This window comes from Pseudomonas sp. 32A, assembly GCF_052682255.1.
In genome coordinates, this window is the sequence record NZ_JBQYLY010000001.1 from 4658526 (window position 1) to 4685245 (window position 26720).

Below are 26720 nucleotides of genomic sequence, written 5' to 3' on the forward strand. Positions count from 1 at the left end.
CCATGACTATCTTGGTAATCGCAGAACACGACAACAAGGTTGTGGCCCCGGCCACCCTGAACACTGTTGCCGCCGCCGCCAAAATCGGTGGTGATATCCACGTGCTGGTCGCCGGCCAAAACGTTGGCGCCGTGGCTGAAGCCGCTGCAAAAATCGCTGGCGTGAGCAAAGTACTGGTTGCCGACAACGCAGCCTACGCTCACCAATTGCCGGAAAACGTTGCCCCGCTGGTTGCAGAGCTGGGCGCTGGCTACAGCCACATCCTGGCTGCCGCCACTTCCAACGGCAAAAACATCCTGCCGCGCGTTGCTGCGCAGCTGGACGTTGACCAGATCTCCGAGATCGTTTCGGTTGAAAGCGCCGACACCTTCAAGCGTCCGATCTACGCCGGTAACGCCATCGCTACCGTGCAGTCCACTGCCTCGGTAAAAGTCATCACCGTGCGTGCCACCGGTTTCGACCCGGTTGCTGCTGAAGGTGGTTCGGCTGCGGTTGAAGCTGTGGCTGCTGCTCACGACGCTGGCACTTCCAGCTTTGTTGGCGAAGAGCTGGCCAAGTCCGATCGTCCGGAACTGACCGCTGCCAAGATCGTCGTTTCCGGCGGTCGTGGCATGCAGAACGGTGACAACTTCAAGCACCTGTACGCCCTGGCTGACAAGCTGGGCGCTGCGGTCGGCGCTTCCCGCGCTGCCGTCGACGCAGGTTTTGTACCGAACGACATGCAGGTCGGCCAGACCGGCAAAATCGTTGCGCCACAGCTGTACATCGCCGTCGGTATCTCCGGCGCAATCCAGCATTTGGCCGGTATGAAAGACTCCAAGGTGATCGTTGCGATCAACAAGGACGAAGAAGCGCCGATCTTCCAGGTGGCTGATTACGGCCTGGTGGCGGACTTGTTCGAAGCCGTACCCGAGTTGGAGAAGCTGGTCTAATCCAGCCGCTTCACTTATAAAGAGCCCGGTCTTTTGACCGGGCTTTTTTTTGCCCGGTAATTTTTGAATGGGAGAACCCTGCCATGGAATTGCGTTCCTGGACTGTACTGCTGGCCCTGTCACTGCTGCCGACGGTGTCGCTGGCGGCTGGCAAATGTGATCGCCTGGTGATCACCGGCAGCCCGGACGCACCGCCTTATCTGTGGCGTGATCCCCAGGACCCCACGCACTTGATCGGCGCCACCGCCGACATGTTGCAGCAAGTCGCCAAAGACATCGGGGTGAAAATCGACCTGCTGTACGGCGGCAAGCGCTCCGTGGCCCTGGACGAAGTGCGCAGTGGGCGCATGGACATCCTCGCCGACGCGCCATTGACCCTCGACGCGTTGGACGCCCTCGATTACATCCACCCGGCATTGGTGCAAACCGATTACCTGGTCTGGACCCGCAAGGATTCGACCCTGGCCTACCACCAGCCCAGCGACCTGCATGGCCACAAGGGCGCGGTGTCGGAAAGGGCGCGCCTGAGCCGCGACTTTGAAACCTTCGCCGCCGAGCAACTGACCTTGCAACGCTTGCCCAACCTGACCCCGGCGTTCCAGAAGCTGCTGCTGGGGGAAGTGGACTACGTACTCGCCGGACGTTATTCCGGCATGGCCATGGCCCAGACCCTGGGCATGAGCAACGACCTGGTGGCGCGGGAAATACCCATCGACCAACCGGGCCTGTACCTGGCCATTTCCCACAACTCCGCCTGCAACGATCCGTGGTTGCGCGGACAGCTCGCCAAAAAGATGACAGAATTGCCCGCGTCCGGTCTGGCGGAAACCGCGCTGCAGCGCAATCTCGAGCGCTGGAAAGCGCAGTTGCAGCAACCCGTCGGCACCCCAACAAAGTAGGGATTTTCAGTGACTATTCGACCTCTTTTCGCGGCCCTCGCCGTTGTAGCTCTGGCGGGATGTGCAGCCGATCCTGCGCCGAATGAACAAATGCGCCTGACCCAGCAAGCCCTGGAGCAAGCCAACGCCGTGGGCGCCGTGGCCGATGACTCGCCCGAGCTGAAGCTGGCTGAAGACAAGTTCACCCAGGCCAAGGCCGACATGGCCGATGAATCCTACAAGGACGCCCGGATGCAGGCTGAAGAAGCCGAGCTGGACGCCCGCCTGGCGGAAGCGCGGGTGCTGACCCGCAAAAGCCAGGAGCAACTGAACGTGCTCAACACCCGTATCACCCGCCTGCGCAAGCAGTTGCAGTTGGGAGACGCCCAATGAGCCCGTTGATTCGTGGGTTGAGCTGTGTGGTGTTGCTGGGCAGTGCGCTCGGTGGTTGTGCGACCCATCCCGACAGTAACCTCGCTTTGCAACAGGCCAGCACTGACTTCCAGAAGGTCAAGGAAGACTCGAACGTGCTGCGTATCGCGCCCAAGGACGTGATTCGCGCCGGTGAGTCCCTGGCCCGTGCCGACCGGTTCTCCAGCTTCTGGGGCAGCGGCGCCGATGTGGCGCATTACGCCTACCTGAGCCAGCGCTACAGCGCGATTGCCCGGGAACACACCGAGCAGGCACTCAATCAGGAGCGCGGGGTCAAGCTGGAGCTGGAGCGCCAGCGCCTGCAACTGGCCCTGCGTGAAGCCAAGCTGGCCAGCGTGCAGCAACAGGGCAAATGGATTGAGGCGCAGATTTCCAGCCTGACCACCGTCCAGCCTGATCGCGGGTTGGTGATGACGCTGGGTGACGTGCTGTTCGACACTGGCGAGGCCGAGCTGCAAAACTCGGCCAACCGCACAGTGCTCAAAGTCGTACAGTTCCTGCAGTTGAACCCCAAGCGCGTGGTGCGTATCGAGGGTTACACCGACAATACCGGTGGCGAGCAGGAAAACCTCAAACTGTCTCGGGACCGCGCCCAAGCGGTGGCGGATGTGCTGAGCGACCTGGGTATCGATGAAAAACGCATCCAGGTCGAAGGCTACGGCGACCAGTACCCGGTTGACGTCAACGCTTCGGAGCGTGGCCGGGCGCAGAACCGCCGGGTAGAGATTGTGTTCTCCGACGAGAAAGGCCAACTGGGCGCTGCTCGCTAAACCTGTTGTTGTAGATGGAGGGGTGATGCCTGTAGGAGCTGTCGAGCCCCAGCGAGGCTGCGATAGGATCGCCTCGGTGGACCTGCGAGACCGCAGCGCCTGCATCGCCGCCTCGCTAAAGCTCAACAGCTCCCACAAAAGCCCGATCAGTGATCGGGCTTTTTTACACCCACCATCCAGTTCACCACCCTTACAGTTTTTTCTATCACTGCCGCCCGCGCTCGACTATTGTGGCAACTGTCCCCGTACACTTCTAAACTGTGCCGGTATGTTTCACACAAAAATAAAATACCCGTGAAATCGAGTGCTGCGTCATGACCAATCTGTTGCTCTACCAACGTATCGCCCAGCAACTGGCTGAGGATATCCGCCGCGGTGTCTATCAACCGGGCGAGCGCGTGCCTTCGGTGCGCAAAATGAGCTCCCAGCTCAACGTCAGCCACGCCACCGTGTTGCAGGCCTACGCGAACCTGGAAGACCAGGGCTTGATTCGCGCGCGGCCGCAGTCCGGGTATTACGTGCACCAGACGCCGGCGCTTACCGCGCCGACGCCGGACATCGCCCGGGTCGAGCGTCCAGGGTTGGTCACCCGCAGCAGCATCATTCAACAGGTGTTGGTCGAATCCCGCCGCGAAGGTGTGTTCCCGCTGGGGGCCGCCGTGCCGAGTGTCGACTACTTGCCGGTGCGAGCGTTGCATCAGCAACTGGCCAAGGTTACGCGCTTCCAGAGCCCGCGGGCGTTCAGCTACATGTTCAGCCCGGGTTTTGAACCGCTGCGGCGCCAGGTGGCAATCCGTATGCGGGATGCCGGGGTGGTGGTGGACCCGTCTGAAGTGGTGATCACCCACGGGTGTGTCGACGCATTGCAGATGTCGTTGCGGGTCCTGACCCGTCCCGGCGACTTGATCGCCGCCGAATCGCCGACCTATTACGGCTTGCTGCAACTGGCGGATTTGCTCGGCCTGAAGGTCATCGAAATCCCCAGCGACCCGGCCACCGGCATGAGCCTGGAAGCCCTGCAACTGGCGGCCAACCAATGGTCGATCAAGGCCCTGGTGCTGACCACGCGCCTGAGCAATCCGCTGGGCGGCACCATGCCCGAAGAGCGGCAGAAACAGTTGCTGCGCCTGGCCTCGGATTTCGATATCCAGGTGGTCGAGGACGATATCTACGGCGAACTGATGTTCGAACTGGGCCGCACCAAGGCGCTCAAAGCCTACGATCGCCTGGACCGTGTCATCTATTGCTCCAGTTTTTCCAAGACCTTGTCACCGGGCATCCGCATCGGCTGGATGATCGCCGGCAAGTACCAGCAGGAAATCCAGCGCCTGCAAATGTTCAGCACCCATTCGGCCTGCAGCGTCACCCAGATGGGCACGGCGGCGTACCTGGAAAACGGCGGTTACGACCGGCACTTGCGCTATATCCGCCAGGAATACCGCAAGAACCTCAGCGCGTTCCAGCTGGCAGTGCAGCAGTATTTTCCCGAAGGCACCCAGATGACCCGGCCGACCGGCGGCTTTATCCTGTGGGTCAGTTTGCCGGGAAGGGTCAATACCCAGGAACTGCACGTGCGTGCCTTGCAGCAAGGCATCAGCATTGCACCGGGGCTGATCTTCAGTAATACGGAACAGTTCAACCACTGTATTCGCCTGAACTGCGGCACGCCGTGGAACCGCGAGGCCGAGCGCGCGTTGATGACCCTTGGCATGCTTGCGAGCCAGTTATGCCAGGAGACTGCAGCGGGTTTATGAGGCATGGAAAGGGGACACGAAGGGTAGCTGACTAATTACTATGCTTGTCATGCAGGCCTCAACAAGCGAGCATATGGCCTTCTGCCGTTAATGCTGCTGGCGATATGACTTATACCTTTCCTGCTGCGCTGCTGATTTGCCTGTTAAGCCTGGGGAACGCGGGTGTTGTACTGGCGGCTCCCGCCGGTGGAGCAGCGCCTGCTGCCAGCACTCAGCAAAAGGCCCCGGCAAAAAAAGTGGTTCCAGCAAAGAAGGCGCCCGCGAAAAAAGCAGCGCCGGCTAAAAAGCGTGCCCCAATCGCGAGCAAATCAAAATCCGCCCATGAAGTGGCCAAGACGCCGCTGCCGCCAGCCCAGCTGGATTTGAGCTTGCCGTCTAACATGGTCCGCCACCTGCAACCTCTGGGCACCATGCCGCAGCCGAAGAACGTGCCATTGCTACCGCCGATGTTCGCTGAAAAGCCTACCGACAATAGTGCGTTCCAGATCAACGGGCGCCTGCTCAGCAATGAAATGCAGCTGCAACTGCGCAACGAAGAACGGCGCGATGTGGAAGGCGCAGCGCTGGATTTCGAATTCAAGCAATAAACCCGACGAGTAAAAGTGACGCGCACGCCTGACCTTCTGTCGCAGACTGGTCAGTCACCTTTGTTTTCGGTGAAAAACCCCTGTTAAGCCAATTTAAAACGTCTGTTTAAGGGCGTAGTCTTACGTGGCCATCAACCCTGAGTTGTCGAGGATCTGTTCGTCATGAAATGCCGTGAAGGCTGTGGCGCTTGCTGCATTGCCCCCTCCATCAGTTCTGCGCTGCCGGGAATGCCTGCCGGCAAACCTGCGGGCGAACGCTGCCTGCATCTTTCGGTCGAACAACTGTGCCAGTTGTTTGGTCAGCCGGAGCGGCCGGCGGTGTGCAGTTCGTTCCAGCCGGATATTGAGGTGTGTGGCGAGAGCCAGGCAGAAGCGATCAAGTTGATCGGCTGGTGGGAACAGATGACCGCAGCTTAGAGGGCTGTTCAAAGTACTGAACTTCAACAATAAGGAATAAGACCATGGGTTCACTGAAACGAATTGCTGCGTTGTGCGGTTTTACCGTGATGTTTGCTGCCGCAGCGCACGCTGAAGACTGGCAGACTGCCAAGGATGAAGACGGCATCAAAGTGTCGTTGAGTGAAGTTGCCGGCTCCAAATACAAGGCTTATCGCGGTGTGACCACTATCAAGGCGCCGCTGGCCAAGATCCAGGCATTGCAGGAAGACGTGGCCGGGGCCTGTTCCTGGATCCACGAATGCAAATCGCAAAAGCTGCTTAAGCAAGAAGGTGACAAGAGCTGGACCTACACCCAGTTCAAGGCCCCGTTCCCGGTCTCCGACCGTGACTCGATCCTGGAAATCACCACCACCAAGGCCGCCGACGGCAGCGTGACCCGCAAGCTGTTGGAAGTGCCGACCTACCAGCCAGAAGTCAAAGGCTATGTGCGCGTAGCCCAGGTTGACGGTTACTGGAAGCTGGTGCCTAAAGGCGACAACCTGACCGAAGTGACCTACCAGGTGCACACCGAGCCAGGTGGCAGCGTGCCGTCGTGGTTGGCCAACAAGTTTGTGGTGGACGCGCCGTTCAACACCTTGAAAGCCCTGAAAGAACACGCTGAGAAGTAGCTGCAGCTGATCAGGTGCCTCCTGCCTTGAGTGGAACGATTTCCAAGCCCTCAAGGTCCAGATAGAAGTAAGCCCACTCATGGGTTTTATCGAGGAGGCTCTGATGCCAAAGTGGAACGTTTCCTTCACTGATGATCATGGTGAGTCGGTAGTCGAGCAATTCGAATGCGAGCAAAAACCGACCCTTGAAGAGGCTGCGCGCCTGGTTCGCGCTCGCGTGTCTCCGGTGCTGAAGGAATTGGATCTCAACGATCTTGAAGGGCGTGTTGCCGAGCCCACGGTGAAGATCCTGAAAGATCAAAACAGCATTAAAGACCTCAAGGTCGACCCCGCCGCCTGAACATTTCCTGTATGCCCTTAAATGGACTCTGGTGGAGCTGAAAGCTTCGCGCTACTCTGCAATCGAGATCAGCGAATGAATCGCTAAGGTCTGGTCTTGTCAGCTACATGCTTGTCTCCCAGCGGCGACTTCATTGCCGTAACACCCGCGCCGTTACAGTGCGGGCTTTGGGAAGCACGGAAAGTCTATCCATCGGTTTGAGGAGGACGTTTCATGAGCACAGCCTATCAAGAAGACATCAGCACCAACGTGTTGCGCCGCATGAAAGAGGGCGGCTTTGACTTCTCACGTTTCCACCCCATCGAGTTCTACGCCATTTTCCCGGATGAGGAACGTGCGCGCCGGGCTGCGGGTCGGTTTCGTGGGGAATCCCTGAATGCCCAGGTCAGCGCGCGGGATGACGGCGCCTGGTACCTGGAACTGAGCAAAATCATGTTCGCCACCTACGACGGCATAGGAGACTTCGAGCAGGACTTTGAGGCGGTGGTCGAGCCTTTGGGCGGGATCATCGAGGGATGGGGCGTGAAACAGGAGGTGCGTGGGTTACCCATGTAGCGGCATGAGCAATAACACAGCGTATCGGCTGACCTTTGGGTCGGCCGTTTTTGTTTCTGGTGCAGGAAAAATCCGACGCAAAAAAAACCACCCGAGCAGGGTGGCCAAAGGGAAGATCGGAGCGAAGGGGAACCGATCGGTACATGCCGTATCACGTTACCCATCAAGCAAAGGTGCAGGCTGTAGGACATGTCCTGTTCAGCCGATGGAGGTGATTATCCGCAGGGTTTGCCGCGCGGTGAAATCAACTCTGACTATGCTGGTGATAGTCATGGCCTGCATTGCAATGAGGCGCCGCCCATGACAGCGGGTATTTGCTGCACCGGGACGGTGCGGTGAGACCTGCGCCTATCTCCAACTGATTGATACTTAAGTGTTTATGCCGCTGGCACGGGCCTTGCGAAGGTTCTGGCGTCCGGGTGACAAGGAGTACGGCATGATCCGCACTTATTATGATGAGATGTACGACGGGGCAGGGCAGGTGCGCCCCCATTACCGCGAGTTCGCCCGCTGGTTGGCCGAGACGCCTGCCGAGCTGCTGGCCCAGCGCCGCCGTGAGGCCGATTTGCTGTTTCACCGGGCCGGTATCACCTTCACGCTGTACGGCGATGAGCAAGGCACCGAGCGCCTGATTCCCTTCGACACGATTCCCCGCAGCATCCCGGCCAGCGAATGGCGGATCGTCGAGCGCGGCTGCATCCAGCGGGTCAAGGCGCTGAACATGTTTCTCGCCGACCTGTACCACGAACAACGGATCATCAAGGCCGGGATCATCCCTGCCGAGCAAGTGCTGGCCAACGAGCAATACCAGTTGGCGATGCAGGGCCTGGACCTGCACCGCGATATCTATTCCCACATCTCCGGCGTCGACCTCGTACGCGATGGCGACGGTACTTACTACGTCCTCGAAGACAACCTGCGCACCCCCAGCGGTGTCAGCTACATGCTCGAAGACCGCAAGATGATGATGCGCCTGTTCCCCGAACTGTTCGCCGCCCAGCGCATCGCGCCCATCGATCATTACCCCAACCTGTTGCTCGACACCCTGAAAAGCTCCAGCCCGCTGGATAACCCCAGCGTGGTGGTACTCACCCCGGGGCGTTTTAACAGTGCGTTCTTCGAACATGCGTTCCTGGCCCGTGAAATGGGCGTGGAACTGGTGGAAGGTGCCGACCTGTTTGTACGCGACGACCGCGTGTTCATGCGCACCACCGACGGCCCCAAGGCGGTGGATGTGATTTACCGCCGCCTCGACGACGCGTTCCTCGACCCGCTGGCCTTCAACCCGGATTCCATGCTCGGCGTGCCGGGCCTGCTGGCGGCGTACCGCTCGGGCAATGTGGTGCTGGCGAACGCCATCGGCACCGGGGTGGCGGATGACAAGTCGGTGTACCCCTTCGTCACCGAGATGATCCGTTTTTACCTGGATGAAGAACCGATCCTGAAGAATGTTCCGACGTTCCAGTGCCGTAATCCCAGTGAACTGTCCCACGTGCTGGCCAACCTTCCGGAACTGGTGGTGAAGGAAACCCAGGGCTCCGGTGGCTACGGCATGTTGGTCGGCCCGGCCGCCTCGGCGGCGGAAATCGAAGCCTTCCGCGCACGCATCAAGGCCAAGCCCCACGCCTATATCGCGCAGCCAACCCTGTGCCTGTCCACCTGCCCGACCTTCGTCGAAAACGGCATCGCTCCACGCCACATCGACCTGCGCCCGTTTGTGCTGCAAGGCAAGGAAACCCGTGTGGTGCCCGGCGGCCTGACCCGCGTAGCACTGCGGGAAGGTTCGCTGGTGGTCAACTCGTCCCAGGGCGGCGGTACCAAAGACACCTGGGTGGTCGAGGATTGAAATATGTTGAGTAGAACTGCCTCGGATTTGTATTGGATGTCGCGCTATCTGGAGCGTGCGGAAAACCTTGCACGGATGCTCGACGTCAGTTATTCGCTGTCGCTGATGCCCCAGGACGGACGCGGCGACGGCCTGCATGAACTGGCAATGCCACTGTTGATCACCGGTACCCTCGACGATTACCGCGAGCGTCACGGTGAGCTGCACGCCGAGCGCCTGCTGCACTTCTTCGCTCTGGATGCGGCCAACCCGGCGAGCATTTACAGCTGCCTGGGTTCTGCTCGGGCTAGTGCTCATGCGGTACGTGGGCGAATCACCGCCGACATGTGGGAAAACATCAACGCCACCTGGCTGGAAATTCGCGACATCGCCCAGCAAGGCCTGAGTCGTTACGGCATGAGTCGGTTCTGCGAGTGGGTCAAGGAACGCTCCCACCTGTTCCGTGGCGCCACCTACGGCACCATCATGCGTAACGACGCTTTCCGTTTTATCCGCCTCGGTACCTTTATCGAACGGGCCGATAACACCCTGCGCTTGCTGGATGCCCGCTATGAAATGGCCGGTGACCAGGCCGAAGCGGTCACCGATGGCACCGCCCACGCCTACTATCAGTGGAGTGCGCTATTAAGGGCCTTGTCCTCTTTCGAGGCCTACACCGAGATCTACCGCGACGCCCCTGGCGCCCGGCAAGTCGCCGAGCTGCTGCTGCTCCGCGCCGATGTGCCGCGTTCGCTGCGGGCGTGCAGTGAAGAGATCGACCAGATCCTTGGCAGCCTGCCCGGCATCAACGGTCGCCCGGCCCAGCGCCTGGCGGCTGAAATGGATGCACGCTTGCGCTTTACCGCGATCGACGAAATTCTCGAGGAAGGCCTGCACGCTTGGCTGACCGACTTCATCCCGCTCGTACGCGAGCTGGGCGATGCTATTTACAGTTCCTACCTGGAGGCGGCATGAGACTTTCCATCAGCCACGAAACCACCTACCACTACGAAGACCAGGTGCGTGCCAGCATCCAGTACCTGCGTCTCACGCCCCACGACAGCGAGCGCCAGCACGTCCTTAGCTGGCAACTGGACCTGCCCCGGCCGGTGCGGGCGCAACTGGACCCGTTCGGCAACATCCTGCACGTACTGACCCTGGACGAGCCCCACGAAGCCATCATCATCGGCGCCCGTGGCCAGGTGGATATCGATGAGTTGCGCGAGGCCGAACATGAAAGCCAGTCGGCGTTTCCGTTCCTGCGCTGCACCCGTTTGACCGAGCCGGACGATGCCCTGCGCAGCTTTGCCGAAAAGCATTGCCACCAGCGCCGCGACCGCAGTGCGTTGATTGATTTAATGCATGCGCTGAACCAGTACATGACCTACTCGCCGGGCTCTACCGAAGTCGACACCTGTGCGGCCAAGGCATTTGCCGGACGTGCCGGGGTGTGCCAGGACCACACCCACGCCTTCCTCGCCTGTGCTCGCAGCCTGGGTATCCCGGCGCGGTATGTGTCGGGGTATTTGTACAGCGAAGACTGCGAGCACCTGGCCAGTCATGCCTGGGCCGAAGCCTGGCTGGATGACGCCTGGTACAGCTTTGACGTGACCAATCAACTGGCCCGGCCGGAACGGCATTTGAAGCTGGCGGTGGGCCTGGATTATCTCGACGCCTGCCCGGTGCGGGGCATGCGCCGTGGGGGAGGGCATGAGCAGATGCATGCCAAGGTATTTGTGGCGCCGACACCGGTGATTTCGGTGCAGCAGCAGTAGGATTCCGGGAGAGAGAGGGAGCTTTGTGTAGCAGGAAAGCTCTCTGTGCCAGGAAAGCTTTTTGTGGAGAGGGAGCAAGCTCCCTCTCCACAGATTTACCCGAGCCTTAAGGCTGCTTTCTGCCTGCCATATGCTTCAAATACCCCACCAGCAGATCCAGGTCCGCATCCGGCAGCACGCTGGTGGCAAACGCTGGCATCTTCGCCTGCGGCCAATGCCGCATGCTTTGCGGGTCGCGGATGTAGCGCTTGAGGAAATCCCCGGCAAAATATTCAGTGGGGTTGTAAGGAATATTCAGGTCCGGCCCCACCTGCGCATCGCCGGCCCCGTTGAGGCGATGACACGCCAGGCAGTTCTTCTGGAACAGCGCGAAGCCTTGATTCACCGGATCATTCGCCGCCAGTTTCGGGTCTGGTAACAACGCCGGAAAGCGCTCCGCAACCGTCTTCATTTGTTTGATCCCGGAGATCTGAAACGGCCACTGCTCAGGGCTGATAGGCCCGGCCTGCGGGTCCGTCCACACCAGATAAAACGGCCCGGCACTGGGCTTGCAGTCCGCCAGTGGCGGCCACGGATGCGCCGGATCTTCCACCGCCAGCCAGGCCCGCGCGCCGCTTTTTGATAGCAGCGGTGCCGCCGTCAGTTCTGCGGCAAAGCCGTCAAGCGCCACCGCCTGCAGATGATTTTCCGGCGTGATGCCCGGCAACAGCGCTGCCAACGGTACCGCGCGATATGTCATGTTGCGCTTGTAGGAAACGTCATCAACGATCTGCACCGTCTGCGCATCCGGGCGCTTGAGCAGCTCGGCGGTTTCCCAGGTTTTGCTGGTGTGGTCCAGCTCGATGGTCAGCTGTGCGGCAGACGCCGGCAAGGCGAGCAGCAGGCTCAGGAGGACGATGATCTGTTTCAAGGAGTGGCCCGTGTTTGAGTGGCAATGCGGGTTCACGATACCGCAAAATCCCCTGAAACCGGCGCGCAAAACGGCAGCCCCTGACGGGATCGCTGTACGCAATATCCCGAAAGGCGCTGCCAAAGGCTGCGATCCTGGCGCTGTGTCTGCGCAGAATGTGGGGTGTGAGAGGTCACCCAATAACCTTGGTGAGGTTGGGCAAGATCAGAATCAGTGTGGTGGCGAAAAGAATAAGTCCCGCCTGACGTACTTTCGAATGCTTGAACATGGCTGACTGCCTTTTGTTGTTATTCCTGAGCGTCAAATGCGTGCCGGTCGATTCAACTATGACGGTGCTACATGACTCTTTTCTTACAGTTCTTACAGGTGCCCCAGCAAAACCCGGCAGCAACCTTTTACTTCTCCTACAGATTCAACCTTAGAGCCCTCGTTCTGCTTGGCTTAGATCCATTTCATCTCATTACCTGAAGAAAACTTATTAAAAAGGCATGAGGCCAAGTGCCAGCCAGACGCCAGCCCTAGGGCTAGACAGCTAAAACGATTAATCAGCCAAATCCCATAGCCTCCTACCGTTCGTCTGAGCGTGTGCGTCAAGGTCAATGAGCGGTTCGGTCATTGAATCCGGCGCCCCGGCGCCTAAGGTAAGAGCACGATTCGTTGCCCAGTGATTCGAGGACGTCATGACCCAAGCTTTGATCTTTGATGCGATACGCACGCCCCGTGGCAAAGGCAAGGCGGATGGCGCCTTGCACAGCGTCAAGCCGGTGAACCTGGTGGCCGGGTTGCTGACCGCGCTGCAACAGCGCTCCGACCTCGATACCCGGCAAGTGGATGACATCGTCCTGGGATGCGTCACGCCGGTGGGGGATCAAGGCGCCGACATCGCCAAGACCGCCGCATTGGTGGCGGACTGGGACGTCAGTGTCGCCGGTGTGCAGATCAACCGGTTTTGCGCGTCGGGCCTGGAAGCCGTGAACCTCGGCGCGATGAAAGTGCGCTCCGGCTTTGAAGACCTGGTGGTGGTGGGCGGCGTCGAGTCCATGTCCCGCGTGCCCATGGGCAGCGACGGCGGCGCCTGGGTGTTGGACCCGCAAACCAATATGCACAGCCACTTCACCCCGCAGGGCATCGGCGCCGACCTGATTGCCACGCTGGAAGGCTTCACCCGCCAGGACGTCGACGCCTTTGCCCTGCACTCACAGCAGAAAGCGGCGCGGGCCAGATCAGACGGTTCCTTCAACAAATCGCTGATCGCAGTGCAGGACCAGAATGGCATCGTGCTGCTGGACCAGGACGAATTCATCCGTGGAGATTCCACCCTCGAAGGCCTGGGCAAACTCAAACCCAGCTTCGAAATGATGGGCCAGATGGGCTTCGACGCCACGGCGTTGCGGGTCTACAGCCACGTCGAACGCATCAATCACGTGCACACACCGGGCAACAGTTCCGGGATCGTCGATGGCGCGGCGCTGATGCTGATCGGTTCTGAAGCAAAAGGCCGCGAACTCGGCCTGCAACCCCGGGCGCGTATCGTCGCCACGGCGGTCACCAGCACTGACCCCACCATCATGCTCACCGGCCCCGCACCGGCCACCCGCAAGGCCCTGGCCAAGGCTGGCCTGCGGGTTGAAGACATCGACCTGTTCGAGGTTAACGAGGCGTTTGCGTCGGTGGTGCTCAAGTTCATCAAGGACATGGGCATCGACGCCGCCCGGGTCAACGTCAACGGCGGCTCCATCGCCATGGGGCATCCGCTGGGCGCCACCGGCTGCGCGATTCTCGGCACCTTGCTCGACGAACTGGAGGTGCGCCAGCAGCGGTATGGCCTGGCCACCCTGTGTGTCGGCGGCGGCATGGGTATCGCCACCATCATCGAACGCCTCTGAGCCTAAGGAATCAGTCATGACCGATGCCATTCGTTACGAAAAAGGCCAGGACCAGATCGTGGTGCTGACCATCGACATGCCCGGCCAGAGCGCCAACACCATGAACGGGGTGTACCGCGAGGCCATGGCGGCCACCGTTGCCCGCCTGGAGGCCGAGAAGGATTCGATTGCGGGCGTGATCATCACCTCGGCGAAAAAGACCTTCTTTGCCGGCGGTGACCTCAATGAATTGATCAAGGTCGACAAGCCCCACGCCAAGGATTTCTACGCCAGCGTGCTGGTGCTGAAGGCGCAACTGCGCACCCTGGAAACCCTCGGCAAACCGGTAGTGGCCGCCATCAACGGCGCGGCATTGGGTGGTGGCTGGGAGATTTGCCTGGCGTGCCAGCACCGCGTGGCGCTGGACCACAAGTCGGTACAGATCGGCCTGCCGGAAGTCACCCTTGGCCTGCTGCCGGGTGGCGGCGGTGTCGTACGCATGGTGCGTATGCTCGGGCTGGAAAAGGCCTTGCCTTACTTGCTGGAAGGCAAAAAGACTACGCCGCAACAGGCGCTGCAAGCTGGATTGATTGACGAGCTGGCGGTAGATCGTGACGAGCTGCTGGCCAAGTCCCGGGCGTGGATTCTGGCCAACCCCGAGGCGAAACAGCGTTGGGACATCAAGGGGTATCAGATCCCTGGCGGCACGCCGTCCAATCCTAAGGTCGCGCAAATGCTCGCCATTGCGCCATCGATCCTGCGCGCCAAAACCAACGGCTGCTTCCCGGCCCCAGAGAAAATCCTCTGCGCCGCCGTGGAAGGCGCCCAAGTGGATTTCGACACTGCGCACCTGATCGAAACCCGCTACTTCACCGAACTGGTCACCGGGCAAGTGGCGAAAAACATGATTGGCACCTTCTGGTTCCAGCTCAATGAAATCAACGCGGGTAGCTCGCGACCCAAGGGCTTTGCGCCGTATGTGACACGCAAGGTCGGCGTGCTTGGCGCCGGGATGATGGGCGCGGGCATTGCTTACGTCAGCGCCTCGGCGGGCGTTGAAGTAGTGCTGAAGGACGTCAACCGGGCGGCGGCGGAGAAGGGCAAGGCCCACTCGGCAGCGTTGCTCGACAAGAAGGTCGGCCGTGGGCAATTGACCACAGAGCAGCGGGAAACCATCCTCGCGCGGATTATTCCTAGCGAATCCGATGCCGACCTCGCCGGCTGCGACCTGATCATCGAAGCCGTCTTCGAAGACCGGGAACTCAAGGCCAAGGTCTCGGCCGCTGCGCAGTGCGTGGTGGGGGCCGACGCAGTCATTGCCTCCAACACTTCCACCTTGCCCATCAGCGGCCTGGCCACGGCGGTGCCCGACCAGGGCAAGTTTATCGGCCTGCATTTCTTCAGCCCGGTGGACAAAATGCCCCTGGTGGAAATCATCAAGGGCGCTCGTACCAGCGACGAAACCCTGGCCCGGGGCTTCGATTTCGTCCTGCAAATCAAGAAAACCCCGATTGTGGTCAACGACAGCCGCGGCTTCTTCACCTCGCGTGTGTTCGGCACCTTCACCAACGAAGGCATCGCCATGCTCGGCGAAGGCGTGGCGGCGCCGATGATCGAGACCGAGGCGCGCAAGGCCGGCATGCCTGTGGGACCGCTGGCGGTCTCTGACGAAGTTTCCCTTAGCCTGATGAGCCATATCCGCCAGCAGACGGCCAAAGACCTACAGGCCGAGGGCAAGCCGTTACCCCAGCATCCGGCATTTGCCGTGATCGACCTGTTGCTCAACGAATACAAACGCCCGGGCAAGGCCGCTGGGGGCGGCTTCTACGATTACCCGGCGGGCGGGCCGAAACACCTGTGGCCGGAGCTGAAAAACCGCTTTGAAAAGCCTGAGCAACGGATCTCGGCCCAGGACGTGCGTGACCGCTTGCTGTTCATCCAGGCCATTGAAACCGTGCGCTGTGTGGAGGAGGGCGTGCTGATGTCGACGGCGGATGCCAACGTCGGCTCAATCTTCGGTATCGGCTTTGCCGCCTGGAGCGGCGGGGCGCTGCAATTCATCAACCAGTACGGCCTGAACGACTTCATCGCCCGCGCCCGTTACCTGGCCGAGCAATACGGTGAGCGCTTCACACCACCGGCGCTGCTGTTGGAGAAAGCCGCACAGGGTGAAGCGTTTCGGTGATCAAAATGTGGGAGCGGCGGTGCGACGATTCGACTTGCTCGCGAAAGCGGTGGATCAGCTAATGAGTGTGGTGACTGACACACCGCATTCGCGAGCAAACCCGCTCCCACATTGAACATGGCGATGGGGCTTGCCTTGGAAGGGTATTTCAAGGCAGGCTCTGGGGGTGTTCATTATTCCCATCGCCGTGTCAGGTATTTTTTATGTCGTTACGCGTGTGCATCCTGGAAACCGATATCCTGCGTCCTGGGCTGATCGATCAGTACCAAGGGTACGGGCAGATGTTCAAGCGCCTGTTTTCCAAACAGCCGATTGCCGCCGAATTCGTCATCTATAACGTGGTGCAGGGTGAATACCCGGCGGATGAAGAGGTGTTCGACGCGTATCTGGTGACGGGCAGCAAGGCCGACTCCTTCGGCACCGATCCGTGGATTCAGACCCTCAAGACCTACCTGCTGGACCGCCATGCCCGCGGCGACAAACTGATCGGCATCTGCTTCGGCCACCAGTTGCTGGCGCTGCTGTTGGGCGGCAAGACCGAGCGGGCGACCAGGGGCTGGGGCATGGGCATCCATGACTACAAACTGAACGCCAAGGCACCTTGGATGAGCCCGGTGGTGGAAGAGTTGACGCTGTTAATCAGCCACCAGGACCAGGTCACCACCTTGCCGGAAAACGCCACAGTGATCGCCTCCAGCGAGTTCTGCCCGTTTGCGGCGTACCACATCGAAGACCAGGTGCTGTGCTTCCAGGGCCACCCGGAATTTATCCACGACTATTCCCGCGAGCTGCTGGAGATTCTTCAGACAACCCTGGGGGAGAAGGTCTACACCAATGGTGTGGCCAGTCTGGAACGAGATCACCACGGTGTGACCGTAGCGGAATGGATGATGCGGTTTGTGGCGCACAAACCCGAAGCAGGCGCTGCCTGAAACCGTCCAGGGCAAGAAGCACGGTCTTCAAGGCAAAGCAGATTAATGTGGGAGCTGGCTTGCCTGCGATAGCATCACCTTGGTGTCACTGACAAACCGAGGTGATGCTATCGCAGGCAAGCCAGCTCCCACACTGTTGATCTCCAGCAAATTGAGCTGGGTTTGTTACAGCCAGCCTGAACGCTTGAAACTGGCCCACAAACTCGTACACCCCACCGCAATAAACCCCAGCACCGCAAAATAGCCGTAGTGCCATTGCAGCTCCGGCATGTTCTGGAAGTTCATCCCGTAGATCCCGGCCACCGCCGTCGGGAATGCCAGAATCGCTGCCCACGCGGCAAACTTGCGTTGCACCACGCTCTGGCGCGACGCTTCCAGCAACACCCCTATCTCGATAGTCTGGCTGGCGATATCCCGCAGGGTGGTCAGGTCTTCCATCTGCCGCGTGACGTGAATCTGCACATCGCGAAAGTACGGGCGCATGTTCTTGTCGATAAACGGGAAGCTCAGTTTCTGCAACTCCTGGCTGATCTCCACCATCGGCGCCACGTAGCGCTTCAGTCGCAGCACATCGCGGCGCAGGCCGTGGAGCTTCTGGATATCCGCTTCACTCAGGGAGTTGCACAACACGTTGCGTTCCAGCTCATCGACCTCGGCATGAATCGCCTCGCTCACCGGCTGGTAGTTCTCGGTAACAAAGTCCAGCAGCGCATAGAGTACGAAATCTTCCCCATGCTCCAGCAACAGTGGCCGCGCCTCACAACGTTGGCGCACGTAGCCGTAGGATGCCGAGTGGCCGTTGCGGGCGGTGATGATATAGCCGCTGCCGGCAAAGATATGGGTCTCGATAAACTCCAGCTTGCCGTTATCGCGCACCGGCGAATAGGTCACGATAAACAGCGCGTCGCCGAAGGTTTCAAGCTTGGGGCGGCTGTGTTTTTCCAGGGCGTCTTCGATGGCCAGTTCGTGCAGGTTGAACTGGCGTTGCAGGTTGGCCAGTTCCAGGGCGCTGGGCTCTTCCAGGCCGATCCACACAAAGTGGTCGGGCTTGGCGGCCCAGGCGGCGCCTTCGTCGAGGGTGATATCAGTGACTTTCTTTCCGGCGCTATAGACGGCGGCCGCAACAACTCTACCCATAGTGCTGATCGCTTCTTTATTGGATGACAGTTGTTGCGCAGCTTAGCCTGAACGCGCCCTCTGTAGGAGCGAGCTTGCTCGCGAAAAACCTGAGAGCGGCGGGTTAATCCAGAATGAGCGCGTAATCGTTAACGTCCTTCGCGAGCAAGCTCGCTCCTACAGGAGGCGATCTCCAACTCTCGGTCCATTGCTTCAATACAATCTTTCATTTGCTCGCGGCAGGTCTGCATTAACAGCGGCATGTCATCCATCGTCAGCCCCTTCGTAGGAATCGGCGGCAGCGAGCGAATCAGAATATTGCCGCTGTTCCAGCGGTTGAGCTTCATCTGCTTCACGTAAGTGCTGACACACACCTGCACAATCGGCACGCCCGCGGCGATAGCCATCTGGAACGCGCCTTTCTTGAACGGCAGCAGGGTTTCGCCGAAGTTGCGCGTGCCTTCCGGGAACACCCAGATCGAGGTGTCTGCATGCTGCAAGGTATGCGTGGTGGTCAGCATCGAGCGCCGCGCCTTGTGCGCATTGCCCCGGTCAATCAACACATTGCCCGCCAGCCAGAACAGTTGCCCAAACAACGGCACCCACTTCAGGCTCTTCTTGCCGATACACACCGTGCGATAGGGCACCACCGTGCCGAACACAAACAGGTCATAGTTGGACTGATGGTTGGCGATGATCACGCAACTGTTGGGCTTGTTGCGCAGCGAGTCGACCTCAGCCTTCACCCGCAGGCGCAACAGCCACATCGCCGGCACGGCATACAGGCGCGCGCAGTAACGGCTGTTGTCCGGATTGAACGGCCGACAGATCCCCAGTAGCACGCCCAGCACGCCGGCGATCATAAAATGCAGGCCCATCAACAACATGCGTAACAAAAAAAGCATCGACACAGCCCATCGGGACAAAAGGTGGCGCAGTGTACGGATGTGCACTGTATTCGGCAATTGCCCCTATAGAGTCGGAAGATAGGCGATGTTTAAGCGCATGTTTCAACGTGCCGTGACAGACACTGTCTAGAGCGGTTGTAGGCAAACCGGAATTCTTTGTAAGAAAAAGCCCGACTCAAGGTCGGGCTTCGATTCAGCAGGCGTAGGTTTTATTAACCCAAGTGGCCTTGGTCCTGAATGATCGCATCATCCAGGGCTTCCAGCAGCGCCTTACGCACCTTCAGCTTGGTATGCTTGTGGGCGTTCATATTGATCTTCTTCAATTGGCGAGCCGCTTCCAGCGCGGCTGCCTGCAATTCTTCCGGCGCGACCACCTTATCCAGGAACCCGGCGCTCAACGCGTCCTGCGGGTTAAACATCTCGGCATTGATCACCGAACGGTGGAAGGCCGACTTACGCAGACGATCCCGCGCCAGCTCGATCCCGGCGTGGTGCATGGTCATGCCGATCATTACTTCGTTCAGGCCAATGCTGAAAGGTCCGTCCACACCGATCCGGTAATCCGCCGACAGCAACAGGAATGCGCCCTTGGCCACCGCGTGCCCAGGGCACGCCACGATCACCGGGAACGGGTGTGACAACAGGCGGCGGGCGAGGGTGGAACCCGACGTCACCAGGCTCACCGCTTCTTTGGGGCCGGCGGTCATCACCTTCAAATCATAGCCACCGGACAAAATCCCCGGCGTGCCCGTGATGATCACCGCCGCCCGATCTTTCTCGGCCTGATCCAGCGCTTCATTAAACGCACTGACCACTGCCGGCGAAATGGCATTCACCTTGCCGTTGCTCAGGGTCAGGGTCGCGATACCGTCTTCGAGGTGGTAGGCAATCAACTCACTCATGACGCGATTCCTTGTAATGCTTGTAATAGAAGGACAGACGGCAGACGTTACCCACCGCGCCCGCCCTGGTAAAGCGCCGTGACTGACTACCCAGTCAGACTTTTCCCCCATGCCCGCCCGCAGGCGGCCTTCGGCAGGGCGCAGCAGCTACTATAGACAAGCGCCGCCAGTGCCCGAGAATGGCAGAATCGCCTTGGTGTGCATGGCGCCGGAGAGGTCTGGAACGGCATAACCGCCTAAGCGCATGAAAATTCTGAAAAAAACCTTTGCCATCGGAAAAGCTTTCGACTACATTAGCGCGCCTCGACAGACTGAATCAGTTTGACGAGATACGGTGAAGTGTCCGAGTGGCTTAAGGAGCACGCCTGGAAAGTGTGTATACAAGAAATTGTATCGAGAGTTCGAATCTCTCCTTCACCGCCAAATTCGATGTAAACAAAACCCCTGGTTTCGAGAGAAGTCAGGGGTTTTGTGGTTTCTGGGGTTTGAATACAGGGTTGTGCTAGAGAAAAATTTTCTCTAGCATCTGTCCCCATGGCTACCCTTCACAGTGAACGAAACTGGAAAATAAAAAACTACCCCGACGACCACGCGCCGCCGCACTTTCACGTGCAAACGCCGGACGGAGAGTCGTTGGTTCAGATAGAAGGGCTGGTGGTTCTCGGCAAAGGTGCCGAAACCAAGGCCTTGAAAGCCGCCCTGCTTTGGGCAAGAGTCCATACCACTGATCTTTGGCGCGTATGGAATGAACAAAACCGGAGGAACTGACTTATGACCAGCAAGCTTCGCATCTCTGCTGTGCAACCAGTTGCCGGCAAGCATGCCATCGAAATTGAGTGGAATAACGGCAAGCGGCATACCGTTGATCTCACTGATCACATAAATGCCTTCCCGATTCTAAAACCCCTTCAGGACTTGGCTCTATTTGGTCGGGTTGAAGTCGGTGAGTGGGGCTTTGACGTGACTTGGGGCAATGACCTTGAGTTGTCCTGCGTCACCTTGCATCGTTTGGCGCTGGAACAGTCCGGCGAGGTCATGCTGACGCAGGACTTCAGAAAGTGGATGCTCAGCAACAATCTGTCGCTCTCCGCTGCGGCTGTGGAACTGGGCTTCACTCGTAGGACCATTACTTCCTACAGCAGCGGGGCCGCTCTGATTCCCAAGCATGTAGGGTTGGCGTGTAAGGGGTGGGAGTACGAGCATAAGGCTCGTGGCACACGTTGCGTTTAGGTTGGGTAATGTTCGCAAAAAGGGATGACTGAGAGGTCGTCCCTTTTTCGTTTTTGCGGGGTCAAGCCAGTGGGTTCAGGAATACTGCGCTGCCATCCTCCGACCTATGACATCCAGCAGATCGCATCCATCGCGTAACGGAATTGCGCAGAGCAAGGAAAAGTCGCCCAGCACGACCGTATCACTACTGATTTCTGCACGCCGCGCCAGGTTTTCTAGAGCTTGGGTTACGGCGCGAATCCGATAGTTTGCAGCATCAAGCAGGACATCCAGCGGTGCTGTGGTGTCTACGAAAAGGGCGGGTGTGGTGCAGTCGTTGCTGGTGAGTGCCATATATTGATTCATACGGGAGTCCATCTGAGACAAATAGAAAATAGCTAACCTTTTTCAAGTTAGACCTTCATAAAAATGCCGTCGCCTGAAAAACTGGTTCGCAGAGTTTTAGTTTTCAGATTTGTCTTCGAGTCGCCAAACTCGGTCGCCATGACGGCGACCGAGGGACTATAAGACCTGGCATTACGATGCGGGCAGGGCATGCCTTCCGATTGATCTGTAGGAAAACACTCCGATTGACCAACTGCACCCCCTCAAGCCTGCACATACACCCAAGCCGTCAACCCCGAAGCCAGCCCCACCGAAACCCGCTTATAGTCCGACACCTCATACGCATCCGCCGCCGCCAGCTCCTGCTCGGTAATCTGAAACACCATCCCCTCAACACTGTCCTCATTCCGCCCGCTCGGCGAAACAATCGGATGATGGGTCTTGCCACTGGCCGCCAACACCTCAGGATCGGTAATCTCCACCCAGCTTTTCGAGTACCCCAGCATCGCATCCTGCTGTCCCACCAACTCCCGACCAAAGTTGGCCAACTGCACAGCCTTGTCCTGCAACGTGCCGTAGGAAAACAACAGCACGGGAAATTCGGTCGAGCGTTCCATCTTTATTCCTTGAAAAGTTAAGCCAGCAAATCTTCGTAAAACGCACCATAAGCCCCGCTCGGGTGCGCGATCTGTATCTCCAGAATCCACAGCCCTTCATTCGGATACTGGTCAAAATCCCCAAGGTCACCGCCACGATAAATCGCATGGGGGAAATCGCTGACGCGGTGCCCTTTGATGTCCAGGTTCAGCACCCAACCCATTTCCTTCGCTTGTTCTTCGGCAAAACGATAGAGCTCCAGGCCGACGACTTTGTCGTTCCTCCAGCGCTGCTCAACCCGATCAAACAACGCTTTTGCCGCGCTCGCACACGCGGCCATCTCTGGGTTGTTGCCGGTGCTGAATGTCGCCCCCGCATCACCTTCATGGCCTTGCCACACGGCGCCCATGTCGATGAAGTAGATGTCGTTTTCCCCCAGCACCGGGTCGCCGTCGGAGCGTTCCTTGAAGGTCTTGATGGTGTTAGCGCCAAAGCGCACCAGCAGCGGGTGCCAGATGCGCTGCATGTCGAGGTCGGCGAGGACTTTTTTGCCGAGTTCGCGGGCTTCGGATTCGAGCATGCCGGGGCGGATGAGCCTGGACAGCGCTTCGATGGCGCGCCAGGTCATGGCCTGGGCGTAACGCATTGACTCGATGCTGTAGGCGACGCCCACAGCTTCCTTGGATGATTGTGCGGTCACCGGCTTTTCCTCGGCTTTATAGTGTCAGGCGTTATGCGTTTTACTATATAGCGAGTAGGTGTAGGACCCCAAGCGGATATGCCGGAATATGCCGATGTTTTCTGACGCGAGGGGGCTGGTGAATATAAGTGAGTCTAGGAGGAGGGGGTATCAGATGGTCAGTAGAAGATTCCCGCAAGATTGCCCTTTTCTACGAATTCACGCGGCTCGCGTAAAATTTGCTCCAGAATTGAGAGTCTCGAGCTGCCTTCTTCGCGTAGAAGGGTACCGACGAGTAGGCCTCTTTTAAGCGTCGCGAGCCCTGCGCCCGCCTTTCGGCTTCCTGGATGCTCAAAGCTCCACTTTGCCAGATTTCCATCCAGAAGCTGTCGGCCCGCAGTGTCTCGGAAGGTTTTGTTTGCGAAGTCGTAATAAGCATTTCGTACCTCCGGCACGTAGAAGGTCAGGGATTCATAGGTCGTTTTAATCATACGCTGGATATTGCCAAGCGTGTCACCCTCAACCCAGCTCAGCGACGGAATGCCCAGCTGTTCATCACCGTCAATTTGCCGCAGATGGGGTCGGACATGGTCAGTTGTTTTGTGTTTGAGGGCGGATGAAAGCATTGCATCGGTTCTGCGGCGCGTTGCTATGTCCGATAGTCCGTCCGGGTCACCGATAAACTCGCGCTTTGTATTGGCAGCGAAGGCCCCCACAGCGGCGTATATACCGTTACCACCTCTGCCTGGCTCAACCCAACTTACATCAATCCAAACCTTTTTTGGCTTCACCATCACGGAGAAGTAGTTTCCATTCATCCCTTCCGTACGAAAGGTATAAACCTCCGTATCGGAATAGATTTTCTCAACCTCAAAGCCGATAAATTTGGTGCCGAGGCTCACTTCCGGCATTAACTCAGTCAGGTATTTGGTGCTACTGGTCTGGTAGAGAAACAGGTCCTCCACTTGAGCGAAGATCTGAAGGCATTCTGCCGCGAAGTAATCATCCAGTGAGGTGTTCAACGTTACAGGGCTTCTGGCATCCGGGACGCACTGAGTGAATTCGTTTTCTCCCATCAATAGTCAACTTTCCAGGTTGCGAGCGATGGCGAGTTTTATAGTCGGTTTGGTTTGGTGATAGCTATCAGCGAAATACGACGATACGTGACGCCGTATTTCTGCTTCCGAAGGGCGATGAAAATCCAGCTCTCAAATATGCAACCATGCCATCCCGCCCAGCACCACGCTCACACTGCCTGCGGTATACGCCATGCGCTTCAACCATTCCTTCCTTGTCAGCAACGTGATCGCCGCCAACGAAATCGCGATCTGAATCGCGGTCATCGCCTGTGCCCAGCGGTGATGTTGATGCAATGCCTGCTCTGACTTTTCATCCCATTCCTTCGACGTGGCCTCGAGCTTTTCGGCCTGTTTGCGCACGTCTTCCTTCTGGGTTTTATAACGCTCGATCTCATCGGTGTAGTGCTTGGCGTCAACGCCCGGAATATGGGTCGCCAGTTCCGCGAGGTTCTGCCGGCTGGATTTGGCCTGGTAGTAGTTCCATTGGTTGGCGGCTTCGGTCTTGAAGATGGCGGCGTTGTTTTTGTCCATCGCCGCTTCGCTTTCGGTGGAGCCGGCCTGGTAGCTGAGCATGGCGCCGACGGTGGCCATGATGGCGGTCATCACGGCGATGCGGCTGGCGAAATTGTCCCCGCTGCGGTGGGCATGTTCGGTCGCATGTTCAACGTGTTTTTCGTGGGGGCTGGGGACTTCGAAGGCTTCGGACATGGGGGCGTCTATGAAGGGTTTGAGGGACTCTGATTCTTCACCAGCGAAGCTGTCTCAATCCTGTACGTAATGCTGCAAACCGGCCACCAGGGCGTCAAAGGTGACGCGGCAACGCGGGCTGTTGCGCAGGTCTTCGTGCATGGTGACCCAGGTGTCCAGTTGCAGGGCAAAGGCGTCCGGCAGGACTCGGCTCAGGCGGGTGTCTTGCCGGGCCAGTTTGACCTGGCAGCCACCGATTCCGGCGCCGGCGCGGATCAGGGCCAGTTGTGCGAGGTCGCTGTCGCTGCTGAGGGAAAAGGCGCTGCGCTCGAAGCCTTTGACCGCCAGGCTGCGGATGAAGGCGTTTTCCTGGTCGTAGCCGATGACTGAGTGGACCGTCAGGTCATTCAGGCTCTGAGGCGTGCCGTGTTGTTGCAGGTAGTCGTTGCGTGCGTGCAGGCCGACTTCGATAACGCCGATGCGCTTTGCCAGCAGTTGTTCCTGGCTGGGTCGGACCATTCGCACGGCGATGTCGGCCTCCAGTTGCAGCAGGTCGAGCAGGCGATTGCTCAGCACCAGTTCGACCTTGAGGTGCGGGTGCTGCTGGCGCAGGCGGGTGATGATCGGCGGCAGGACTTCCACGCCGATCACTTCGCTGGCAGACACCCGCACCACGCCGCGTACTTCCGGACCTTGTGGAGAGGCGGCGCGCTCGAGGGCGGCGGCGGTGGTTTCCATGGTTTCGGCGTGGGTGCGCAGGGTGAGGGCGACCGCCGTGGGCAGCAGGCCGCTGGCGGAACGGGTGAACAGCACCACGTTCAGGGATTTCTCCAGCGCAGCGATGTGCCGTCCAACCGTGGGTTGAGTGATGCCGAGCTGCCGTGCGGCCCCCGACAACGATCCTTCTTTGAGTACCCCGAGGAATGACCGGTAAAGCTCCCAACCAATAGTCGATGCCATGCATAAATGTATAGCGTCTGGATCATCTTCGGCAATTCCTCTATAGCTCGCCGACCAACAGAATCGCTGCATCAAACAACCCTCAGGGGAAAAAGCATGAGCAAGGTTCTGGTATTGGGCGCGACGGGCGGGATTGGTGGTGAGGTGGCAAGGCAGTTGTTCGCTGCGGGCTGGCAGGTGTGCGCCCTGACGAGGGACGTGGATAAGGCTCACAAGCAGAGCGCCGATTTCACCTGGATAAAAGGTGATGCGCTGAACCGTGAGGAAGTCATCGCGGCGGCCAAGGGCTGTTCGGTGATCGTGCATGCGGTCAACCCGCCTGGTTACCAGCGCTGGGCAGAGCAGGTGTTGCCGATGATCGACAACAGCATCGCGGCGGCAATTGCGGAAGGGGCGACGATTGTCTTGCCAGGCACGGTGTACAACTTCGGGCCTGATGCATTTGCGCGGTTGGAGGAAGATTCGCCGCAGCATCCACTTACCCGCAAGGGCGCGATCCGGGTGGAGATGGAGCAGCGTTTGCTTGAGGCGACCCAGCAGGGCGCCCGGGTGTTGATCGTGCGGGCAGGCGATTTTTTCGGCGCCAAGGCCGGCAGCAGCTGGTTTTCCCAAGGCCTGGTCAAACCCGCAAAGCCGGTGGCCAACGTGAGCTATCCAGGGGCGACAGGCGTGGGGCATCAGTGGGCTTACCTGCCTGACGTGGCGAGAACCATGGTCGAGTTGATTGCACGCCGCGACAGCCTTGATGCCTTCGCACGCTTTCATATGGCGGGGCATGTTGATGCGGACGGTCGGCAGATGAGCCAGGCGATTCAGCGGGTGGTGTCACGCAGGACCGGCCGCCAGCCTTCTGTCAGTGCTTTCCCATGGTGGCTGCTGAAACTGGCCGCGCCCTTTGTCACCACCTTCCGCGAGATGCAGGAGATGCGCTACCTGTGGCAAACCGAGGTACGCATGGATAACCGCCGCCTGGTGCAGGTGCTGGGCAGCGAACCCCACACACCGTTGGATGAGGCGGTTGAGGCGACGTTAGTTGGTATTGGTTGCCTGTCTAGGAGCGCCTGATCAGGCGCACATACACCGCGATGTTGATCAACAGCACCAGTGCGCCCAGCCCTAATTGAATCTGCGGCGTCAGCCCGGCCGGGTAGATCAGGGGCAGGATGTAATGCTCGATAAACCCGCCGCCATAACCGTCCTGCCCGGCAAGGTGGCGAAACAGGTTTTCCCAGCGGGTCAGTGGGCAGGGCAGGTGGAATACTTCCACCGCAACGCCCCAGGCAGCAGCGGGCAAATGCAGCCACATCACGGGCCGCCATTTGAGGGCGAGCAAACCGCCAAACAGCACGAACAGAATGAACGACAAATGAAACAGCACCAGGCCGTCGGCGGCGAAGCGGTAGAGCATGATTGGGTTCGCTTTTTGAAAGG

General features: G+C 59.1%; 30 protein-coding genes and 1 tRNA gene. 20 read left to right on the plus strand and 11 right to left on the minus strand.

All coding sequences use genetic code 11. The features are described 5' to 3' along the window. Positions 1-2: 2 nt before the first annotated feature. From ACUN0G_RS21515 to ACUN0G_RS21575, 13 genes are all read left to right on the plus strand, one after another. On the plus strand, positions 3-932 hold the full coding sequence (locus tag ACUN0G_RS21515; protein WP_004371223.1) for an electron transfer flavoprotein subunit alpha/FixB family protein: 930 nt from the start codon (positions 3-5) through the stop codon (positions 930-932). Positions 933-1015: 83 nt separating this feature from the next. After that, entirely contained in the window at positions 1016-1831 is an 816-nt protein-coding gene (locus ACUN0G_RS21520; RefSeq protein WP_445574227.1) for a substrate-binding periplasmic protein, read from the plus strand. 9 nt (positions 1832-1840) lie between these two features. Further along, entirely contained in the window at positions 1841-2203 is a 363-nt protein-coding gene (locus tag ACUN0G_RS21525; RefSeq protein WP_258347194.1) for a DUF4398 domain-containing protein, read from the plus strand. Further along, entirely contained in the window at positions 2200-3012 is an 813-nt protein-coding gene (locus ACUN0G_RS21530; protein WP_258347193.1) for an OmpA family protein, read from the plus strand. The genes ACUN0G_RS21525 and ACUN0G_RS21530 overlap by 4 nt, the downstream gene beginning before the upstream one ends. Positions 3013-3326: 314 nt before the next feature. Continuing rightward, complete coding sequence (locus tag ACUN0G_RS21535; RefSeq protein ID WP_076015100.1) at positions 3327-4766, plus strand: aminotransferase-like domain-containing protein; 1440 nt, start codon at positions 3327-3329, stop codon at positions 4764-4766. 104 nt (positions 4767-4870) lie between these two features. Next, positions 4871-5353, plus strand: a complete 483-nt coding sequence (locus ACUN0G_RS21540) for a translation initiation factor 2 (RefSeq protein WP_258347192.1) — start codon at positions 4871-4873, stop codon at positions 5351-5353. Between the two features lie 162 nt (positions 5354-5515). Beyond that, on the plus strand, positions 5516-5770 hold the full coding sequence (locus tag ACUN0G_RS21545) for a YkgJ family cysteine cluster protein (protein ID WP_445574228.1): 255 nt from the start codon (positions 5516-5518) through the stop codon (positions 5768-5770). Between the two features lie 44 nt (positions 5771-5814). Next, a complete protein-coding gene (locus ACUN0G_RS21550; RefSeq protein WP_445574229.1) occupies positions 5815-6420 on the plus strand; it encodes an START domain-containing protein in 606 nt (201 codons plus the stop codon). 79 nt (positions 6421-6499) lie between these two features. Beyond that, positions 6500-6760, plus strand: coding sequence for a hypothetical protein (locus tag ACUN0G_RS21555; protein WP_017475778.1), 261 nt, complete (start codon positions 6500-6502; stop codon positions 6758-6760). Positions 6761-6973: 213 nt separating this feature from the next. Continuing rightward, entirely contained in the window at positions 6974-7315 is a 342-nt protein-coding gene (locus ACUN0G_RS21560; RefSeq protein WP_003193463.1) for a ribonuclease E inhibitor RraB, read from the plus strand. Positions 7316-7751: 436 nt separating this feature from the next. Further along, on the plus strand, positions 7752-9161 hold the full coding sequence (locus tag ACUN0G_RS21565; RefSeq protein WP_017475776.1) for a circularly permuted type 2 ATP-grasp protein: 1410 nt from the start codon (positions 7752-7754) through the stop codon (positions 9159-9161). A gap of 3 nt (positions 9162-9164) precedes the next feature. Next, positions 9165-10115 (plus strand): alpha-E domain-containing protein, encoded by a 951-nt coding sequence (locus ACUN0G_RS21570; RefSeq protein ID WP_177071199.1) that lies wholly within the window; start codon positions 9165-9167, stop codon positions 10113-10115. Then, on the plus strand, positions 10112-10915 hold the full coding sequence (locus ACUN0G_RS21575; RefSeq protein ID WP_010165966.1) for a transglutaminase family protein: 804 nt from the start codon (positions 10112-10114) through the stop codon (positions 10913-10915). The genes ACUN0G_RS21570 and ACUN0G_RS21575 overlap by 4 nt, the downstream gene beginning before the upstream one ends. A 106-nt stretch (positions 10916-11021) precedes the next feature. On the opposite strand, the gene ACUN0G_RS21580 is transcribed toward ACUN0G_RS21575, so the two are convergent. Continuing rightward, on the minus strand, positions 11022-11825 hold the full coding sequence (locus ACUN0G_RS21580) for a c-type cytochrome (RefSeq protein ID WP_445574230.1): 804 nt from the start codon (positions 11823-11825) through the stop codon (positions 11022-11024). A gap of 680 nt (positions 11826-12505) precedes the next feature. Here ACUN0G_RS21580 and ACUN0G_RS21585 point away from each other — a divergent pair. The 3 genes from ACUN0G_RS21585 (at position 12506) to ACUN0G_RS21595 (ending at position 16807) form a co-directional block, all read left to right on the plus strand. After that, positions 12506-13711: an acetyl-CoA C-acetyltransferase gene (locus ACUN0G_RS21585; protein WP_445574231.1), complete on the plus strand. Its 1206-nt coding sequence runs from the start codon at positions 12506-12508 to the stop codon at positions 13709-13711. Between the two features lie 16 nt (positions 13712-13727). Beyond that, positions 13728-15875 carry a 3-hydroxyacyl-CoA dehydrogenase NAD-binding domain-containing protein gene (locus tag ACUN0G_RS21590; RefSeq protein ID WP_445574232.1) on the plus strand — a complete coding sequence of 716 codons (2148 nt, stop codon included), beginning with the start codon at positions 13728-13730 and terminating at the stop codon, positions 15873-15875. Positions 15876-16078: 203 nt separating this feature from the next. Next, positions 16079-16807: an amidotransferase gene (locus ACUN0G_RS21595; RefSeq protein ID WP_445574233.1), complete on the plus strand. Its 729-nt coding sequence runs from the start codon at positions 16079-16081 to the stop codon at positions 16805-16807. Between the two features lie 165 nt (positions 16808-16972). On the opposite strand, the gene ACUN0G_RS21600 is transcribed toward ACUN0G_RS21595, so the two are convergent. From ACUN0G_RS21600 to ACUN0G_RS21610, 3 genes are all read right to left on the minus strand, one after another. Continuing rightward, entirely contained in the window at positions 16973-17944 is a 972-nt protein-coding gene (locus ACUN0G_RS21600; RefSeq protein ID WP_017475769.1) for a magnesium and cobalt transport protein CorA, read from the minus strand. A gap of 128 nt (positions 17945-18072) precedes the next feature. Next, positions 18073-18828: a lysophospholipid acyltransferase family protein gene (locus ACUN0G_RS21605; protein ID WP_445574234.1), complete on the minus strand. Its 756-nt coding sequence runs from the start codon at positions 18826-18828 to the stop codon at positions 18073-18075. Between the two features lie 215 nt (positions 18829-19043). Further along, complete coding sequence (locus ACUN0G_RS21610; protein WP_445574235.1) at positions 19044-19733, minus strand: crotonase/enoyl-CoA hydratase family protein; 690 nt, start codon at positions 19731-19733, stop codon at positions 19044-19046. Positions 19734-20066: 333 nt separating this feature from the next. Between ACUN0G_RS21610 and ACUN0G_RS21615 the strand changes: the two genes are divergently transcribed. From ACUN0G_RS21615 to ACUN0G_RS21625, 3 genes are all read left to right on the plus strand, one after another. After that, positions 20067-20156, plus strand: a tRNA-Ser gene (locus ACUN0G_RS21615). A 111-nt stretch (positions 20157-20267) separates the two neighbouring features. Then, entirely contained in the window at positions 20268-20501 is a 234-nt protein-coding gene (locus ACUN0G_RS21620) for a DUF4160 domain-containing protein (protein ID WP_445574236.1), read from the plus strand. A gap of 3 nt (positions 20502-20504) precedes the next feature. Continuing rightward, positions 20505-20963 (plus strand): DUF2442 domain-containing protein, encoded by a 459-nt coding sequence (locus ACUN0G_RS21625; protein ID WP_445574237.1) that lies wholly within the window; start codon positions 20505-20507, stop codon positions 20961-20963. A gap of 75 nt (positions 20964-21038) precedes the next feature. Here ACUN0G_RS21625 and ACUN0G_RS21630 read toward each other — a convergent pair whose 3' ends face one another. From ACUN0G_RS21630 to ACUN0G_RS21655, 6 genes are all read right to left on the minus strand, one after another. After that, positions 21039-21308, minus strand: a complete 270-nt coding sequence (locus ACUN0G_RS21630; protein WP_445574238.1) for a short-chain dehydrogenase — start codon at positions 21306-21308, stop codon at positions 21039-21041. Between the two features lie 242 nt (positions 21309-21550). Further along, the gene (locus ACUN0G_RS21635; RefSeq protein ID WP_445574239.1) at positions 21551-21904 is read right to left on the minus strand and encodes a gamma-glutamylcyclotransferase family protein; all 354 of its coding nucleotides are present in this window, start codon (positions 21902-21904) and stop codon (positions 21551-21553) included. A 17-nt stretch (positions 21905-21921) separates the two neighbouring features. Continuing rightward, positions 21922-22584 (minus strand): M24 family metallopeptidase, encoded by a 663-nt coding sequence (locus tag ACUN0G_RS21640; protein WP_445574240.1) that lies wholly within the window; start codon positions 22582-22584, stop codon positions 21922-21924. A gap of 158 nt (positions 22585-22742) precedes the next feature. Continuing rightward, complete coding sequence (locus tag ACUN0G_RS21645) at positions 22743-23585, minus strand: hypothetical protein (RefSeq protein WP_158660303.1); 843 nt, start codon at positions 23583-23585, stop codon at positions 22743-22745. Between the two features lie 186 nt (positions 23586-23771). Beyond that, positions 23772-24350: a DUF4337 domain-containing protein gene (locus tag ACUN0G_RS21650; protein WP_102369684.1), complete on the minus strand. Its 579-nt coding sequence runs from the start codon at positions 24348-24350 to the stop codon at positions 23772-23774. Positions 24351-24404: 54 nt separating this feature from the next. Next, positions 24405-25289, minus strand: a complete 885-nt coding sequence (locus ACUN0G_RS21655; protein WP_445574241.1) for a LysR family transcriptional regulator — start codon at positions 25287-25289, stop codon at positions 24405-24407. A 96-nt stretch (positions 25290-25385) separates the two neighbouring features. Here ACUN0G_RS21655 and ACUN0G_RS21660 point away from each other — a divergent pair, with 96 nt between their 5' ends. Continuing rightward, a complete protein-coding gene (locus ACUN0G_RS21660; RefSeq protein WP_445574242.1) occupies positions 25386-26354 on the plus strand; it encodes an SDR family oxidoreductase in 969 nt (322 codons plus the stop codon). Here the strand turns inward: ACUN0G_RS21660 and ACUN0G_RS21665 are convergent. Then, positions 26341-26697: a DUF2784 domain-containing protein gene (locus ACUN0G_RS21665; protein WP_445574243.1), complete on the minus strand. Its 357-nt coding sequence runs from the start codon at positions 26695-26697 to the stop codon at positions 26341-26343. The genes ACUN0G_RS21660 and ACUN0G_RS21665 overlap by 14 nt on opposite strands. Positions 26698-26720: the final 23 nt, after the last annotated feature.

What these genes read in the sequence shown, in the direction of transcription:
- ACUN0G_RS21590 (WP_445574232.1), top strand. Translation starts at nt 13,728, where the DNA reads ATGACCGATGCCATTCGTTACGAAAAAGGCCAGGACCAGATCGTGGTG.
- ACUN0G_RS21540 (WP_258347192.1), top strand. Translation starts at nt 4,871, where the DNA reads ATGACTTATACCTTTCCTGCTGCGCTGCTGATTTGCCTGTTAAGCCTG.
- ACUN0G_RS21530 (WP_258347193.1), top strand. Translation starts at nt 2,200, where the DNA reads ATGAGCCCGTTGATTCGTGGGTTGAGCTGTGTGGTGTTGCTGGGCAGT.
- ACUN0G_RS21630 (WP_445574238.1), bottom strand. Translation starts at nt 21,308, where the DNA reads ATGAATCAATATATGGCACTCACCAGCAACGACTGCACCACACCCGCC.
- ACUN0G_RS21585 (WP_445574231.1), top strand. Translation starts at nt 12,506, where the DNA reads ATGACCCAAGCTTTGATCTTTGATGCGATACGCACGCCCCGTGGCAAA.
- ACUN0G_RS21665 (WP_445574243.1), bottom strand. Translation starts at nt 26,697, where the DNA reads ATGCTCTACCGCTTCGCCGCCGACGGCCTGGTGCTGTTTCATTTGTCG.
- ACUN0G_RS21605 (WP_445574234.1), bottom strand. Translation starts at nt 18,828, where the DNA reads ATGCTTTTTTTGTTACGCATGTTGTTGATGGGCCTGCATTTTATGATC.
- ACUN0G_RS21520 (WP_445574227.1), top strand. Translation starts at nt 1,016, where the DNA reads ATGGAATTGCGTTCCTGGACTGTACTGCTGGCCCTGTCACTGCTGCCG.
- ACUN0G_RS21620 (WP_445574236.1), top strand. Translation starts at nt 20,268, where the DNA reads ATGGCTACCCTTCACAGTGAACGAAACTGGAAAATAAAAAACTACCCC.
- ACUN0G_RS21560 (WP_003193463.1), top strand. Translation starts at nt 6,974, where the DNA reads ATGAGCACAGCCTATCAAGAAGACATCAGCACCAACGTGTTGCGCCGC.
- ACUN0G_RS21650 (WP_102369684.1), bottom strand. Translation starts at nt 24,350, where the DNA reads ATGTCCGAAGCCTTCGAAGTCCCCAGCCCCCACGAAAAACACGTTGAA.
- ACUN0G_RS21565 (WP_017475776.1), top strand. Translation starts at nt 7,752, where the DNA reads ATGATCCGCACTTATTATGATGAGATGTACGACGGGGCAGGGCAGGTG.
- ACUN0G_RS21625 (WP_445574237.1), top strand. Translation starts at nt 20,505, where the DNA reads ATGACCAGCAAGCTTCGCATCTCTGCTGTGCAACCAGTTGCCGGCAAG.
- ACUN0G_RS21595 (WP_445574233.1), top strand. Translation starts at nt 16,079, where the DNA reads ATGTCGTTACGCGTGTGCATCCTGGAAACCGATATCCTGCGTCCTGGG.
- ACUN0G_RS21555 (WP_017475778.1), top strand. Translation starts at nt 6,500, where the DNA reads ATGGGTTTTATCGAGGAGGCTCTGATGCCAAAGTGGAACGTTTCCTTC.
- ACUN0G_RS21550 (WP_445574229.1), top strand. Translation starts at nt 5,815, where the DNA reads ATGGGTTCACTGAAACGAATTGCTGCGTTGTGCGGTTTTACCGTGATG.
- ACUN0G_RS21600 (WP_017475769.1), bottom strand. Translation starts at nt 17,944, where the DNA reads ATGGGTAGAGTTGTTGCGGCCGCCGTCTATAGCGCCGGAAAGAAAGTC.
- ACUN0G_RS21570 (WP_177071199.1), top strand. Translation starts at nt 9,165, where the DNA reads ATGTTGAGTAGAACTGCCTCGGATTTGTATTGGATGTCGCGCTATCTG.
- ACUN0G_RS21545 (WP_445574228.1), top strand. Translation starts at nt 5,516, where the DNA reads ATGAAATGCCGTGAAGGCTGTGGCGCTTGCTGCATTGCCCCCTCCATC.
- ACUN0G_RS21575 (WP_010165966.1), top strand. Translation starts at nt 10,112, where the DNA reads ATGAGACTTTCCATCAGCCACGAAACCACCTACCACTACGAAGACCAG.
- ACUN0G_RS21660 (WP_445574242.1), top strand. Translation starts at nt 25,386, where the DNA reads ATGAGCAAGGTTCTGGTATTGGGCGCGACGGGCGGGATTGGTGGTGAG.
- ACUN0G_RS21610 (WP_445574235.1), bottom strand. Translation starts at nt 19,733, where the DNA reads ATGAGTGAGTTGATTGCCTACCACCTCGAAGACGGTATCGCGACCCTG.
- ACUN0G_RS21535 (WP_076015100.1), top strand. Translation starts at nt 3,327, where the DNA reads ATGACCAATCTGTTGCTCTACCAACGTATCGCCCAGCAACTGGCTGAG.
- ACUN0G_RS21655 (WP_445574241.1), bottom strand. Translation starts at nt 25,289, where the DNA reads ATGGCATCGACTATTGGTTGGGAGCTTTACCGGTCATTCCTCGGGGTA.
- ACUN0G_RS21635 (WP_445574239.1), bottom strand. Translation starts at nt 21,904, where the DNA reads ATGGAACGCTCGACCGAATTTCCCGTGCTGTTGTTTTCCTACGGCACG.
- ACUN0G_RS21515 (WP_004371223.1), top strand. Translation starts at nt 3, where the DNA reads ATGACTATCTTGGTAATCGCAGAACACGACAACAAGGTTGTGGCCCCG.